The organism is Gimesia alba (assembly GCF_007744675.1).
GTDB classification, from domain to species: domain Bacteria; phylum Planctomycetota; class Planctomycetia; order Planctomycetales; family Planctomycetaceae; genus Gimesia; species Gimesia alba.
Genome location: NZ_CP036269.1, coordinates 2,036,892 through 2,052,500, shown reverse-complemented (window position 1 = coordinate 2,052,500; position 15,609 = coordinate 2,036,892). Strand labels below are relative to the sequence as shown.

Annotated in this window: 10 protein-coding genes; 7 read left to right on the top strand and 3 right to left on the bottom strand. The window is 51.6% G+C overall.

Annotated elements, in window-relative coordinates:
- Positions 1-86 precede the first annotated feature (86 nt).
- Positions 87-1,970 (bottom strand): FAD-dependent oxidoreductase, encoded by a 1,884-nt coding sequence (locus tag Pan241w_RS07870; RefSeq protein WP_145213428.1) that lies wholly within the window; start codon positions 1,968-1,970, stop codon positions 87-89.
- A gap of 100 nt (positions 1,971-2,070) precedes the next feature.
- Between Pan241w_RS07870 and Pan241w_RS07865 the strand changes: the two genes are divergently transcribed.
- From Pan241w_RS07865 to Pan241w_RS07845, 5 genes are all read left to right on the top strand, one after another.
- Positions 2,071-2,784 carry a FadR/GntR family transcriptional regulator gene (locus Pan241w_RS07865; protein WP_145213425.1) on the top strand — a complete coding sequence of 238 codons (714 nt, stop codon included), beginning with the start codon at positions 2,071-2,073 and terminating at the stop codon, positions 2,782-2,784.
- Between the two features lie 28 nt (positions 2,785-2,812).
- Entirely contained in the window at positions 2,813-3,889 is a 1,077-nt protein-coding gene (locus Pan241w_RS07860) for a hypothetical protein (RefSeq protein WP_145213422.1), read from the top strand.
- A gap of 26 nt (positions 3,890-3,915) precedes the next feature.
- The gene (locus Pan241w_RS07855; protein WP_145213419.1) at positions 3,916-5,034 is read left to right on the top strand and encodes a sialidase family protein; all 1,119 of its coding nucleotides are present in this window, start codon (positions 3,916-3,918) and stop codon (positions 5,032-5,034) included.
- A gap of 110 nt (positions 5,035-5,144) precedes the next feature.
- Complete coding sequence (locus tag Pan241w_RS07850) at positions 5,145-8,159, top strand: outer membrane protein assembly factor BamB family protein (RefSeq protein WP_198000391.1); 3,015 nt, start codon at positions 5,145-5,147, stop codon at positions 8,157-8,159.
- A 188-nt stretch (positions 8,160-8,347) separates the two neighbouring features.
- Positions 8,348-9,340: an EF-hand domain-containing protein gene (locus tag Pan241w_RS07845; RefSeq protein WP_198000390.1), complete on the top strand. Its 993-nt coding sequence runs from the start codon at positions 8,348-8,350 to the stop codon at positions 9,338-9,340.
- Positions 9,341-9,425: 85 nt separating this feature from the next.
- On the opposite strand, the gene Pan241w_RS07840 is transcribed toward Pan241w_RS07845, so the two are convergent.
- Positions 9,426-9,791: a hypothetical protein gene (locus tag Pan241w_RS07840; RefSeq protein ID WP_145213410.1), complete on the bottom strand. Its 366-nt coding sequence runs from the start codon at positions 9,789-9,791 to the stop codon at positions 9,426-9,428.
- Positions 9,792-9,885: 94 nt separating this feature from the next.
- On the bottom strand, positions 9,886-10,860 hold the full coding sequence (locus tag Pan241w_RS07835) for a DUF1559 family PulG-like putative transporter (protein WP_145213407.1): 975 nt from the start codon (positions 10,858-10,860) through the stop codon (positions 9,886-9,888).
- A 1,515-nt stretch (positions 10,861-12,375) separates the two neighbouring features.
- On the opposite strand from Pan241w_RS07835, the gene Pan241w_RS07830 reads away from it, so the two are divergent.
- Both Pan241w_RS07830 and Pan241w_RS07825 read left to right on the top strand, forming a co-directional pair.
- On the top strand, positions 12,376-13,944 hold the full coding sequence (locus tag Pan241w_RS07830) for an ATP-binding protein (protein ID WP_145213403.1): 1,569 nt from the start codon (positions 12,376-12,378) through the stop codon (positions 13,942-13,944).
- Positions 13,945-14,164: 220 nt separating this feature from the next.
- Positions 14,165-15,586, top strand: coding sequence for a neutral/alkaline non-lysosomal ceramidase N-terminal domain-containing protein (locus tag Pan241w_RS07825; protein ID WP_145213400.1), 1,422 nt, complete (start codon positions 14,165-14,167; stop codon positions 15,584-15,586).
- Positions 15,587-15,609 lie beyond the last annotated feature (23 nt).

Sequence of the window (15,609 nt, the reverse complement as noted above, 5' to 3'; positions counted from 1 at the left end):
CAGCTTAAAAACTATGCTTATCGACTCACCGAGTGCCACTGTCGGCTTGCCCGACAGTGCTAAAACAGCCACCGATTCCCACATTATTAATAAACCCGCACTTCACAAATCCGGGCATGATCTATCCCGTTCGTCGCCGTCACCACCACACGAAACTGACTCACAGACAATTGTGTTTCCACTGGATGCACACGACGTCTTTGATAATTGTCTGTTACAGAAACCATTGATTTCCAGTCAGTACCATCGAAGACTTCAATCGAATAATCCCGGACCGTCTCCGGCTGTGCTGCTCCCCAGACCATCTTCGAGGTGTAACCATCATGATGACTCAGCGTCAGATGCCGATGCAGGCCCGTATCGAAAATAAGTTGAACTTCACGCACTTCAATCGGCGTCTCCCATTCCAACAGCAACGACGCCGGCAATCCGTCCGTAGGCTCAGACATCCAGCGATGACCGCCGGGAAAAGACAGCTCTGGTGGTGCGCCCTGATCGCCGTGCACACTCCGCGTCTGACCTGAAATCACATTCACCGCTTCATAACCAACTTGTTCGCTGCTGGCAGTGATCCGCGCCGTTTGTGCGAAGTCAGCTTTGTCTTCATTTCTGATCCCGACCAAATAGGCATCATCGCGTATGAGCCGCTGCTGGATTTGTTTCATCACCGCGGGATTCGAAATCGCGTCTGCCGGCATAACATTATGTAGAGCCGCATACGCCGCCGCGGTTCCCACGCCCTGTCCGATCACCGCACAGGTCGCCATTACACGCGTCGAAGAAAATGCCACATGCGTCGCAGAAATATTCCGCCCGGCAAACATCAGATTGCTCAGATCCGCAGAAACACAGGCGGAGAGAGGCACATTATACAGGTGCGGCACCGGATGCTGCGTGCACGGTTCTTCTTCTGGTGCATCAATGCCGGCGGGCGGATGCAGATCGAGCGACCAGCCGCCGTAGGCGATCGCATCGGGAAAATCGCGGGACGAGAGCAGATCCTCTTCGGTCAGAACGTGTCGACCAATGAACCGCCGGCTCTCCCGTTTACCGGGGAGAAAACCGAACCAGTCGAGCGCCCAGTGGGCTGCGGAAAATGGATCATCGCCCGCAGGTGTCCCCGGCGGACCGTTCTTCACATGATCCCAGATGCCCATCACAATCGCCAGCAGCTCATCGCGGATTGTTTCGTTCTCTTTGATCGTATCCAACGTGCCGCCCCACTCGGCCCACCAGTATCCGTACTCGTGTGTCGGCTCTTCTTCGCCAGGTGTCGCGTAGAGTCGCAGCTTCAGTTCTTCCTTTTTAAAGGAACGAGCCCATTCCGGTGCCACAAACGGCATCGGCCGGTCATGCCGACGGGCCTGCATCAGAATGGTGGAACCGAGCCGCTGATTGTCTGCTGTTTCGGGAGCCAGTTTTTCCTGAAACTGCGCCTGTCCTTCGCGGCCTTCCATGAACAGCGCCCCCGCCTCTGCCGCCAGCCGCCCATCACCGGTACAGTCAATGAATATTTCCGCATTGATTGTGAAACGATCTTCCGTACTCTGTCGCTCGGCGATCGCCTGCTGAATTCGGTCACCGTTCAATCTCACAGCTGTCACAAAAGTATTCAGCAGCAGCATCAGATTCGGTTCGGCTTTACATTTTTCATAGAGAATCAGATCGAACATCGATGCCGAGCGTTGCGGATTGCAAACGCAGTTCTCCAGCCGCAACTCTTCAATGATCCCCCCTTCACGGGCTTCGGTCTGCAGTTCTTCGCCGCGATCAAAGTGCCCGGTCCCGTTCGCGCCGACAATATGCATGCGGACTTCGCTCGACGCATTGCCGCCTAACACAGAACGATCCTGGCACAAAATAACACGGGCACCGCACCGCGCAGCAGCAATCGCAGCACAGCAACCCGCCATGCCGCCCCCTGCCACGAGGATCTCACACTCCAGAACATGGTCTTCCAAGATCGTCATTCAGAAATTCCGTCTTTGAATTTGACACACCGATTAAATGCCATATAATAATCTACCGCAACCCTTTTTCAAGAACAATTACCCTGAAAACGCCATTGTAATGACACTTATAGACAAAGAACCGACAAATACGCTGGCCCTGGATCTGTCTGAACGCATTCGGCATCGGATCCAGTCCGCCGAATTTACCGATGGCGATTTCTTCCTCACTGAAGCAGAACTGGCCGAAGAATACAATGTCTCGCGGCGGATTGCCCGTGAAGCCGTCAATCGGCTGTGCGCGTTGGGGCTGCTCGAAGGTCGCAAACGAAAAGGGCTCCTCGTCCGCCATCCTGACCCGATTGAGGTCTGGGCAAATTGTCTGCCTTCGCTGGCCCGGTCACCGGAAAAACTGGCCGACCTGGCTCACTTTCGCTATGCCCTCGAAGTCGGTGCCATTGAACTGGCGATCAAAAATGCCAGCGAGGAACAGATCACTCAACTGGCGGCACTCGCCGAAGAATTCAAACAGGCGGCCCGCATCCCCGAAGATCGCAAACATCGGATTGAAATCGAACGCCAGTTTCATGGGTTGATTCTAAAGATGTCGGGCTCAACGTTAATCGCCGATATGCAGAAACTGCTGGCAACCCTGTTTGAAAATTCGTATCCCGCCCGGGAATCGCCCGTGCTGGAAGACGACGTTAATGAGCGCATCATCTGGCAGCACTTTGAACTGGTCAGCGCCATTCAGGATCGCGACGTCGAACGTGCCCGCTCCGTGATGCGGTCTCACTTGAAATATCTATTAATCTCTCCACCGGAAACCAACTGAATTATTCCCCTGTTCGAGGTTCAACAACATGCTCAAACGCGCCCCCTCACTCATTTTTGTATTCGCCCTGCTCATCAGTGTCCTGCTCTCGACTTCTACTCTCCCCGCAGGAGAAGACAGTTCCCTGCCTGAAGTCGAAGTCACCAACGTCCGCAAAGTTTTCGATAACGGCGAACATAATGCCTTCACCGATATGATTGAATTCAAAGGGAAATATTATCTCACCTTCCGCACTTGCCCGGGTGGGCATATGCTGTTTCCGTCTTCTCGCATTCTAATCATGCAGAGTGATGACGCGGAAACCTGGAAGCAGGTGGATGAATTCTCCGTTCCCCGACGCGATGTCCGCGACCCGCACTTTTTGATTTTCAAAGACAAACTGTTTGTCTACACCGGCACCTGGTACTGCGGCGACGCGCCCCCCAAAACCAGAACGATCAATCAGCATCTGGGATATGCGGTCTGGTCTGCCGATGGTTCGAACTGGTCAAAGCCGACTATGCTGGAAGGGACCTATGGCCATTACATCTGGCGGGCCGCCGCCTATGGCGACAAAGCCTACCTCTGTGGTCGCCGCATTCGAAACTTCACCGAAGACAACAAAGATCGTGAGCTCATTGAAACCGCGATTCTGGAAAGCGATGACGGCCTCGTCTGGAAAACCGCCAGTCTGTTCAACGAAAAACAGGGAGACGAAACCGCGTTTCTGTTTGAAAAAAACGGTGACCTGCTGGCGATCGGGCGCAGCGGCTCCAACCCCGCCTGGGTCATGCGTTCGCGGCCTCCCTTTGATCACTGGGAACGCAAACAACTCGACCGTTATATTGGCGGCCCGCTCCTGGCCAAGTGGGGTGATCACTATCTGGTCGGCGGTCGTCAACGAAAGAACGGAAAGTACGTCACGTCACTCTACTGGTTCAAAAACGACCAGTTACATGAATTTGCATCACTACCCAGCGGCGGCGATAATTCTTATCCTGGTATTCTGATTCTTGGTCCCGATCGGGCACGCGTCTCCTATTACTCCAGCCACGAAAAAGACGAGAACGGAAAACCGATCACCGCGATTTACCTGGCGGACTTAAAACTGAAGCACAAAAAGTAAACGATTCTCAGCAGCAAGGAAAGCGCATGCCACTCAACCAACTGGAAACCGGCATCCTGTTTCGCAACGAGAAGCCGCACGTCAAGAGTGTGCATGCTTACTTTCCTTCGGTCGCCGTCTTAGCCGACGGAACACTAGTCAGCACGTATGTACTGGGCGAAGCGTTTGAAGCGACCAACCTTCAGGTACACTGGTCGCGGTCTCACGATCAGGGGCAAACGTGGGACCATCAGGGACAACTCAATCCACCGACAACGGACCGCGTGACGTCGACCTTCGGACGCGTTGCCACAACGCCGAACGGCGAACTCATCGCGAACCTGATTCGTTACGACCGCAGCACACACGTTGATGAAGGACTCAGTAATCCTGAGACGCTGGGACTGGTACCGGCGGAACTGCTGTTGATGCGTTCCCGCGATCAGGGAGAGACATGGAACGAACCGGAAACGATCACGCCTCCGCTGGTCGGTCCCGAATTTGAAATGTGCAGTCCGATCACGGTGCTGAATGATGGACGCTGGCTCTGGCCGACTTCGACCTGGCGCGACTGGGACGGAAATTTACCAAACGGCAACCGGATGGTGGCCCTCGTTTCAAAAGATCAAGGGGCGAGCTGGCCTGAATACCTCGATATCATGTATAGCGTCGACGACCAGTTGATCTTCTGGGAATCGAAGGTGATTGAATTACCCAACGACCGCCTGCTAGCGGTTGCCTGGTGTTATAATGAAGGTGCGAATGCAGATCGCCCCAATCATTATGCCTTCAGCGATGATGGCGGGGCTTCGTGGTCAGCTCCCACTTCCACGCAAATAGCAGGCCAGACGTTGACGCCCTGTCTACTCGACGACGGCAGTCTGCTTAACGTTTATCGGCGGCTGGATCAACCCGGGCTCTGGGCCTGCCATTCCCGACTCAACGCACAGGGAGAATGGAGTAATCTCGACCAATGGCCTCTCTGGGGACATCAGTCGCTGGATGGAACAACAAAAACGGTCGAAAACATGTCTGCCAACTTTGCTGCCCTCAAATTTGGTGCCCCGCACATCGCCCGTCTGTCTGATGGCAGTCTGTTCGTCACGTTCTGGTGCTACGAACAGAACGTGAGCCTGATTCGCTGGTTCAAATTCGACGTTGATTGAGTCGATTTTTCGCGGTTATCGGTGACAAGCCCCGCCCGATGGTTTACCATGAACGGATCAAAACACTCCGACCAAACCACCCTACCAAAACCAGACGCTCAGAGGCCTCCATGAAAACCCTGCCGGCTTTTCTTTTCCTGTTTGCTCTTTATTTCTTCCCCTGCACGACCCAGGCCGACTGGCCGCAATATCGGGGCGATGCAGCCCGCAGCGGCTTTACTGAAGATCCCCTGCCCACACGGATGGAGCTGCAGTGGACGTATCGCACCAAACAAATACCAATGCCTGCCTGGCCCACACACACGCGTATCAAATTCGACGAAGTCTTTCAGCCGATCATTGTGAATCAGACGGTGCTATTTGGCAGTTCGACCGACGACCAACTCTATGCACTCGATTTGAAAACGGGCGTCCTCAAATGGAAGTTTTTCACTGAAGGCCCGATCCGTTTTGCACCGGCTGCTTGGAAGGACCGCGTATTTGTCGCCAGCGATGACGGCAACCTCTATGCATTATCGATCAAAGACGGTTCCCTGCTCTGGAAAAAACAGGGCGGACCAAAACGGAAATTCATCATGGGCAACGATCGATTGATCTCACACTGGCCGGGTCGAGGCGGCCCGGTCGTCGTGGGCGACCAGGTTTATTTCGCCGCCGGTGTCTGGCCTTCGGATGGCGTTTATCTGTATGCCCTCAATGCGGAAACCGGAGAGGTCATCTGGAGCAATCAGGACTCGGGACAGTTACTCATGAATCAGCCGCATGGCGGTGCGAGTGCGAAAAGCGGCGTCTCGTCGCAGGGTTATCTGGCTGCCAGTGCAGACCAGATTTTCATGCCCACAGGGCGCGCAGTTCCCGCGGCCTTCGAACGCACGACCGGCAAATTTCAATATTATCATCTGCAGAAAAACCAGCAGCGCGGCGGTTCCGATGTGATGCTCGCCGATCGTTTTTTCTGTAACGCCGGTTGCCTGTTTGATCAGAAAACGGGTGACTTGTCACAACAACCGGGAACCGGACCGATGGCTGCAACACCCCGGGGCATTCTACGCGGCAGTGGTCCGTCACTGGTTTACAGTGAATGGTCAGACCAGAAAACCCGCGACCGCAAAGGCACGCCGATATCGGTCCGACAGCTCAAAGAGAAACGACTGATCCCGCTGGATTATACGATCACCGATGTGATCATTGCCGGTAGCGATGCGTACTGCGGTTCTCACAACAAAGTCACCGGCGTCGATTATAAAGCGCAAGCCAACACCTGGTGGTCACACGAAATTGAAGGCACCGTTCGCGGACTGGCGGCCGCCGAGGAATGTCTCGTCGCCAGCACCGACCAGGGCGTGATCTGCTGCTTTGCGAATGCGAAACCACCGGAAGCAACTCAAAACGCCCCAGAAAAACCGGTCATTGTCAGTCCACTTTATCAACAGGCGGCAAAAGCCATCACTAATAAGACTGATGTCAAAACAGGGATCTGCGTCGACCTGGGAGCCGAGAATGCGAATCTGGCACTCGCACTGGCCCGGCAGTCAGAGTTTCAGATTTATCTGGTCATGCCAGATAAAGCCAAAGCCAATGAAGCACACGAAATGTTAGCTGATGCCGGCGTGTATGGTTCACGTGTCGCCGTGCATGTTGCGGATCCGGAGCACGTTCCCTATTCGAAGAACTTTGCGAATCTGGTGATCTGTTCGGCGTCGCTGGAGCGAGAAATGAGTCCGGCTCTGTTACAGGAAGCCCGCCGGATTCAGCGTCCGTACGGCGGTCAGCTCTGCTGGGGACCTGTTGAAAAGTTAGAGGTGGAAACCAAGGCCGACCTGCAAGGGGCAGGCAGCTGGACGCACCAGTATTCCAATTCGACCAACACGGTCAACTCGGATGACGAAATCGTCAAAGGACCGCTCCGCATGTACTGGTATCGCGATGTTGATTTTCAGATCCCCAATCGTCACGGCCAGGGTCCCGCGCCGCTGGTCAATCGGGGCGTGATGGTCGTCGGCGGCCTGCATGGTTTGTGTGGGCTCGACGCCTACAACGGACATACCCTCTGGAAATACCAACTCAAAAATAATCTCATCGACATGAATGGCATTCACCATGATGTCAGCACAGCAGAAGTCGGCAGTAACTTCTGTTTGGGCGGTGACTACGCCTTTGTCTGTAAAGATTCATTCTGCCATCAAATCGAATTGAAAACCGGCAAGCTGGTGCGAAAGATTTCGACGCCGGTCAGCCGCGACGATCCGAATCAGAACTGGGGTTATCTCGGTTATCATCAGGGTGTGATTTATGGCACCGTCAGCAACGACGCACATTACACCAGCCCGCGCTACAAAGGACTCAAGCTGCGGAATGAATCGGTGCTGTTTTTCGCCGTCGATGCCAACACGGGCAATGTGCTCTGGACCTATCAACCTGAATACTCCATCCGCAATAACGCGATTACGATTGGCGACAACAGCGTCTATCTTGTTGACCGCGAAATCGCCAAAGCCGATCACATCAAAGAAGCCAGACGGAACGGCCGTCCCAATCCCCCACTGCCGGAAGATGTGCATCGCAAAGGCAAGCTGAAAGCCTTCCAGGCCAAAACGGGCAAAGATCTCTGGGAAGACGATCAAGACGTCTTCGGCACCCAGCTCGCGGTTTCCGAAGATCACGAAATCCTGCTGATGTTCTATCAGGGCATCCGGCACAAATTCTTCAGACTCCCTTCTGAAGTCGGCGGACGCATGGCGGCCATCGATGCAAAAACAGGCAAACGGATCTGGGATATCAAAGCCGAATATCAGTCACATCCTGTGATCAACGGCGACAAGATCTATGCCCAAGGGGGCGCCTGGAACTTGAAGACGGGGACTCCCCTCGATTTCAAATTCGATCGTTCCTATGGCTGCGGACAGATCTCCGCCAGCAAACACATGATGGTCTTCCGCTCGGCTACCCTCGGATATGTGGACCTGACCCGTAAGGCAGGCGTCGAAAACTTTGGTGGCATCCGCCTGGGGTGCTACATCAACGCCATCCCCGCCGGCGGTCTGGTGCTCGTTCCTGATGGATCATCGCAGTGCAACTGCTCTTACCAGATGCAGGCCTGGTTTGCACTGGAAGGTAGCGAATGACTGGTTTCTTTCAAATCTGCTTCCAATTCTAGATTCTCTGAACTAATCTTCAAAAAAACTGGTAGCGATCTCCCGCGGCCCCCGTTAGTTTCTGCAGCGGGTCATTATTCCAGCCAATATCGGCAAACGGCATTGGCGGAACAGTGATGAATCAAGTCCCTATTCTCCCCAATAGGAGAGTCATCCAGATGAAGTTTTTTATTGCCTTTGTTGCCATCGCTGGTTTAGTCACCACTGGTATCTCATCTCAAAAATCACGTAGTGACCGGAATTGCGGTCGTCCGGGTTCCCCGCCTCCCGATCCAATCCTGAGTTTATTTGATACCGATCAGAATGGCGAGATTTCTGCTCAGGAACTCGAACAGTCGGAAGCAGTTCTGAAAAAACTGGATTGGGACAAGGACGGAAAATTGACGCGTGAGGAACTGCCACGCCCCCCGCGCCCTGAAGAGGAACGGGGGCACGGTCCACATCACGAACGAGGTCACAGACCAGAACACGAGCGAGGACGCAGGCCAGAACACGACCGTGGACATGGTCATCGACCAGATCATCAACGAGGACACGAACAGGGGCGGAGACCAGGAGACGACCATCACCGCCGTCCAGAACGAGGTCGCCCGCCACGTCCCGCACCACATCCTGGTGAAGATCGATTCGAAGGTCCCGAACGACCTCCCGTTTCCCCAAATGCCCCTGCAGGCACTGTATTGTTCAACGGCGGATACGAAACCGATCCCCGCGATCACGGGCGACCAGTGGCCCTCATCGCTGCAGCGCTGGGTGTCGAAGCACAAGTTTTTCGAGATGCCTTCAGCAATGTGAAACCGGCACAAAACGGACATCCCACTGAAGCCAGAGCCCGTGCGAATAAAAAAGTGCTGCTGGACGCATTGGGCAAACACGGCATCACCAACGAACGGCTGGATGAAGTCTCGAATTATTACCGCTACCAGCCTGGAAGAGGGAATCTCTGGAAGCACACTCCTGCCAGCGCGACAGCCATCATCAAAGACGGAAAGGTAACCGAAATCAAGATTCTCAATCCAGGTGCTGGATATTTAACTCCGCCCACGGTAACGATCGCCGGTTATCCTGACCTGCGTCTCACAGCCACACTCTCGTTCGGCAAAAATCTCAACACGAACGGCACGATTCGATCTCTTACAATTGAAGACTGAAGCAGAAAATACAGAGACAAAAAAGTGATCGCATGAACGACCTCATGCGATCACTTTTCTATCGTAATTCGGCATTGTCTCTTGTTTATAAAGATTCCGCCTGCTGCTTGAGTGTATCCAGCTGCGCTTCAATTTTGTCCTTCGCAGCTGAACTCTGATAGAGTGACTGCAGTTCTTTGGCCGTGTCTCGTAATTGGATGTAAGGCCCCTGAAACTCGCTGGCATATGCTTCGAGTGACTCCATTAGAACAGAGAGGTTCTGGGCTGCTTCCTTGGGGCTTTTTTTAGCAGATGCCACAAATTCTTCGACTGATTTTTGTGCGACCTCATTTCGAGTATGCTCAGACTGTGGGGGGGCCTCTCGACCACCGCAGGCAGCTAAAACGGCCGTCATCAAAATCACAGTGAAACAGCAAAGCAATTGCTTTCCAAATCCGATTTTACTGTTCATCTCTCTTTGCCTTTAGTATTGAAGTAAAAAAGCAGCTCCAATGGAAATGATTGGAGCTGCAAACCCTTATTGACGATCGAAGATCAGTTGCACCTTAGAACTCGCCAATCACGTTTCCATCACCAATTGCCAGTAGATTCAGATAGGTGGTCTGATCAATATTTTCAGAGATGAATCGGACAGCACCATCACCCAGTAATGCATGCACGCCGCCTACGTGGAAACTACGTGCTGCCTGACCTGATCCTGCATTGGTGTCATCCGGATTGTTGCGTCGATTATAGTTCTTGTCTGAAGTATTATTGGACGCATAAGGAGTCCGGTCGGTCACCAGACTGGTATTGGGAGTCAACACACCGTTTTCGTTGGTTCCGCTAAACAATGCCCCGGTACACCAGCCCCAGGCTCCCTTGTCATCGCCGGTATTGGTACCGGTTACGATTTCACTCGCCATAATCACATTCGTCGTTCCGTCGGTGATATCACGAATTTTTGCACCGTTTTGTGCGATCGCACTGAAGATCCCACGACGGGAGTTATCGTTGAAGTCAGCAATATCCAGTGTTGAACCTGAGCCGACAGAACCGGCATAGGTGATTTTTGAAAACCCGGTGAAGTCCTGAGTCAACAAAAATCGGTCCACCCCTGGCTGAGAGGGGCAACGCAAAAGCGTGAGTTTGGTACGCAAGGGACTGTCAGCAGCACTTGCATTGGCACTCCGTGCTTTTAACGACATATTATATTTGTTGTACAACGGGGCCTGGTCCATAAAGGGCAGAATTTGTACAACCCAGGTGGTTCCCCAGTCTGCAGAACGCCCGTTGGCAGGAGCAGAACCAGTTCCATAGAAGACAGCTCCCGGAGGAAACGTGCGGTGCGTATCGTGGTAGTTGTGTAATGCTATCCCCATCTGCTTTAGACTGTTTTTACAGGTGCTGCGACGGGCGGCTTCACGTGCCTGCTGCACGGCCGGCAGTAACAGTGCAATCAGAATCGCAATGATGGCAATCACCACCAGCAATTCGATCAGCGTAAAACCTCTTTTTTTGTGTACGTTCTTCGATCGCATAAATAGATTTCCTGATAAAAGTAAATGACGAACAGCGGCCCAAACAAAGTTTGTCAGAATCTGACAAAATCAGCTCATATGTTTCTTAAATTGAACTTCAGGCCCTGAGAATTAAGAACAGCGGTGGGGGGAAGGATAACCGACACTATCACGTTGTTGGCAAGATAAGAAACACTCTTATTACGTTAATGTTCTGTAAATTTTAGGTTATTTATGAGAACTGACAATATTTAGAATATTTTTTTCATCCGGTTAGACAGAAAAATGACACGTTTTGTGGGTAGTAACCGAAGTATGATCAGCAAAAACAAAGACAAACAGTCAGACCCGCCAAAACATATGCACATAAAAAAACTGCACAGAATACTATACAATCAGATGCAAGAAACCTCTTTAATTATTGAGCCCTGTGATGATACAGAAAGCAAAGCGCGTTTCGTCTGACAACCTCTGGTTGCGTGCATGTCTGCCCTAGGTAGCGTTTATTTAATAGTTCTGATCCTGATTTTGAGGTCTACAGAGTTCGCGATGTAAGAATTCACTGTAGCCGACCGTGTGTTGTTGCCCCTGTTTACTGGACGATGACCGCAGAAAAGGCCCATTAGCCGCAGAGCGTTAGCCCCGGTTATACGTCATGGGTAAGGACCAATCAAATTAATAAACGCTACTCAGGAAAATGATGAGTGCCCTTCCACATGAATTTGATCAAATACGGCAACCGATCTGGATCCCTCTCGTGATTCTTTAAACAGACTGGCTCAAGAAAAATCAAAGAATCTGCAGGCCTATTTGAAGCGCTCGTTTCAAAGTATGAATGGAAAGTGAAGTCAGAGTTCAAGGAACTTGACAATCCTCATTTCAAATTTGTTTCATTAGCAGAGGAAAACCTCTTCTCTCAACTTGCACTCCCAATTCGGTCTTGCATCTTCCATTCTGAAGTAATTTACCGCGCCTCTCAAATAGCAAAATCCCTCCACACTGGAATCAAACTTACAGAAATGATCCAAACCAGATAACCCCTTACAATCACTGGAGAAAGGAATGCTCATAATTCTTTAAAAGGAGGTTTTTATCTCTTTCCTGAAAAGTTTGCACTATGCTAAAGATCTGATTCAGGCACATCAACTCAGACATTATCAACTTCCAAATCCTTTGAATGCTGTCCCCTCGAAACAAAGAATGAAATCTACCTCAGATTTCGATTCAACACCGTTTTTACAAAGTGTCTCTTAGACCAAACGAAACTACCAGCTTCGTTCTCACCTCAAAGAAAATCGACAAAATTAATCATATTTCCACTCACAAATTCGTATTCCATGAGGTGAAACTCAAGATACAACAATGCAGCTTCCGACTGCCTGCATTTTTGAGTCTACTCTCAATTCTCCAAAACCGTTCGTGTCACAATTCGGGTGAAATCAAGGATATCCCGGAAACTCAATCAAATTCAGTTCGAAATTCCAGTAAGTCGATCGTATCGATGAAATACCACAAAGATGCAGGAGCATCATCAGCATGACCAAATCAAATCACGCGCTTCTCAAGCTGGAAAAACTGACCGAACAACTTGAGCAGTCAGTTGTCTCAAAATTACATCAGGCGCTCTCTGAGGTCAGTGCGCAAATCATCGAAACATACCGAAGAGAAGACGAATCGCTCCCGCCCATTGAAGCAATTTCCAATGCCACACTGGCAATAAGTGATCTGCAAACGACAATCGCTGATATCAAACAGACACTGGTCAATCTTCGCAATAGATTTGACGAAAACCGGCAAAAAAGCCGGGAGTTTACTGATACTCAGGCGAATGCACTTGTCAACTCGGCGCAAATCATTAATGAACTGGAGGAAACCCGGGAGCGCTTGAAGAATGCCCATAGAGCTGCAGAGGCTGCCACACATGCCAAGAGTATTTTCCTGGCAAATATGAGCCACGAAATTCGCACGCCGATGACGGCCATTCTGGGCTTCAGCGAGATTCTGCAGAATGAAGAGATTTCCGAAACAGACCGGTCAAAAGCGGCTCAGACAATACAGCGCAACGGGCACTATTTACTGGATATCATCAACGATATCCTGGATCTTTCCAAAATTGAATCCGGAAGAATCGACCTGGAAAAACGAAAACTCAATCCAGTCCATATATTACTTGATGTCCAAACGCTGCTGGAGGACCGCGCCAAAGAAAATCAGAACGAACTACACCTGGAACTCCACGGTGAAGTACCTGCTGTGATCCAGACTGATCCAACGCGTCTGAAACAGGCACTCGTTAATCTTACTGGAAACGCGATCAAATTCACCAGCAATGGTACAATTCGAATCAGAATCGAATATCATCCCCAGAGTCAATTGCTCTGTTTTCAAATCAGCGATACAGGCATGGGTATTTCTGATGCTGAAATGCACCACATTTTTCAACCCTTTGGTCAGGCAGATTCTTCGACCTCACGCAAGCACGGTGGAACAGGGTTGGGATTAACCATCACCAAACGGATTGCGGAACTGCTCGGGGGTAACGTAAGCCTCAAAAGTGAATATGGCAAAGGCAGTGAGTTCACGCTGAGCATTGCAGCCTCAATCCCCCCCGACACCCCCATGCTGACTTCCATCGATGACTCATCGGCCCCCCGATCAACGCCACTGGAATATTCCGTCAATAGTCCGGTTAAAGGTCGAATTCTGCTGGTGGAAGATGGGCCAGACAATCAGCGTTTGATCAGATTTATTTTAAATAAAGCGGGTGCCGAAGTCACCATTGCCAAAAATGGTGTCGAAGGTATTAAACTCGCGCTGGCCGCGAAGGAATCGGATGACCCGTTCGATCTGATTTTGATGGATATGCAAATGCCCGTCATGGATGGTTATGAAGCAACCCAGACACTTCGTGAACTCGGATACACAGGACAAATCGTCGCATTAACCGCGCATGCAATGAAAGGTGATGACCAACGCTGCCTGACGGCAGGCTGTGATGCCTACTTATCCAAACCCATCGACCGCAATGTTTTCATTCCTGAAATCGCCGCCCGGATCGGACAAGCCTCAAACAACCACAATGATAGTAGCAAACAGACTGCTTAACCGGCGGTTCTGCCATCATTCATGATGAGTTACTCTTTCTCCAAGGTCGATTCAAACGATCCGACCCCAGCTTCAGGCACTCGTTCTCGAAAGACAAATCGAATTCCGGTTCCGAGACTCCCAGAAATTGAATCATGCTTGCTATTTCACTTTTGTAAACTTACATTAGAAAATAGCACTCACCGATCAAATCCTGCCCAGGCAAAAGGAGCGCAGCATCATGAACCGGGTCTCGAAACCAAAATCTACTCCTGTTTTTTCTCGCTGTTTTTTAGCCGCTTTCAGTCTGCTTGTAATTGGCCTGTGTGGATTGACGGACAGAACAGTCGATGCCGCTGAGACCTGGAAAGCGGGGCTTGCCAAAGCAGTGATCACCCCGGAAACCGGAGTCTGGCTGGCCGGCTACGGATCGAAACGGGCACCCGACGCGAAGCTGCACGACATCTGGATGAAAGCACTCGCGCTGGAAGACAACAACGGAAATCGCGCCGTGCTGATCTCCAGCGATTTTCAAGGCGTTCCCAAAAGTATGAGCGACCGGGTCTTCGCACAGATCAAAAACAAATATGGACTCGAACGGAAACAGATCATGTTTACGTTCTCGCACAACCACTGTGGTCCCCGGCTGGGTGACGATCTCTACGACTACTATCCCACCACTCCCCAGCAAGACCAACTCGTCGCAGAATATACCGACCTCATGGTTGTCAAAACCGTGGAGATGATTGGCCAGTCTCTCGCAAGCCTGTCCCCTGCTCGTCTGCAGAGGGGAACCGGCCATACCACGTTCGCCGTCAATCGTCGCAATAACCGGGAAGCGGATATCCCTAATCTCCTCAAATCAGGAAAAGCACTGGTCGGCCCCGTAGATCACGCGGTTCCCGTCATGACCGTCACGCGTCCTGACGGAAAACTCGACGCCGTCCTGTTTGGTTATGCCTGCCACCCGACGACCCTCAGTTTTACCAAGATCTGCGGCGATTATCCCGGCTTCGCCCAGTTGGAACTCGAAAAGAATCATCCCGGTGTCACCGCCATGTTCGTTAACACCTGCGGCGGAGATCAGAATCCGCTCCCGCGCAGAAAAGTCGAACTCTGTGAAAAATATGGTCACATGCTGGCGGTCGCCGTCGAAAAAGTTCTGAAGAAACCACTTGAGCCGATCTCTCCCGGTTTGAAAACTGCATTTGAGTATGTCGAACTCCCTTATCTGAAAGTCGTCACCCGCGCTGATCTGGAAGCCGACACCAAAAGCGGCAGTGCCATCAAAAAACGCTGGGCAGCGCGCTTACTGAAAAAACTGGACCAGGGCGAAACCTTTCCCGCCGCTTATCCTTATCCGATCCATGCCTGGCGGCTCGGCACGGAAATGCTGATGATTGGGATGGGCGCAGAAACCGTGGTCGATTACTCGCTCCGCTTCAAACGCGAATTCGGACCGGGCACCTGGGTCTGCGGCTACGCAGACGACATGATCTCCTACATCCCTTCCAAACGCGTCTGGCTGGAAGGAGGCTACGAAGGGGGTTCGAATCTGTATGAATACGGACGCCCCGCCTATCGCTGGGGACCTGATACGGAAGATCTGATCTCCGCCTCCGTTCATAAGCTGGTCAAACAGGTTGATCCACAAGCAGATTAAAGGTCTCATCTGAGAGCAAGATT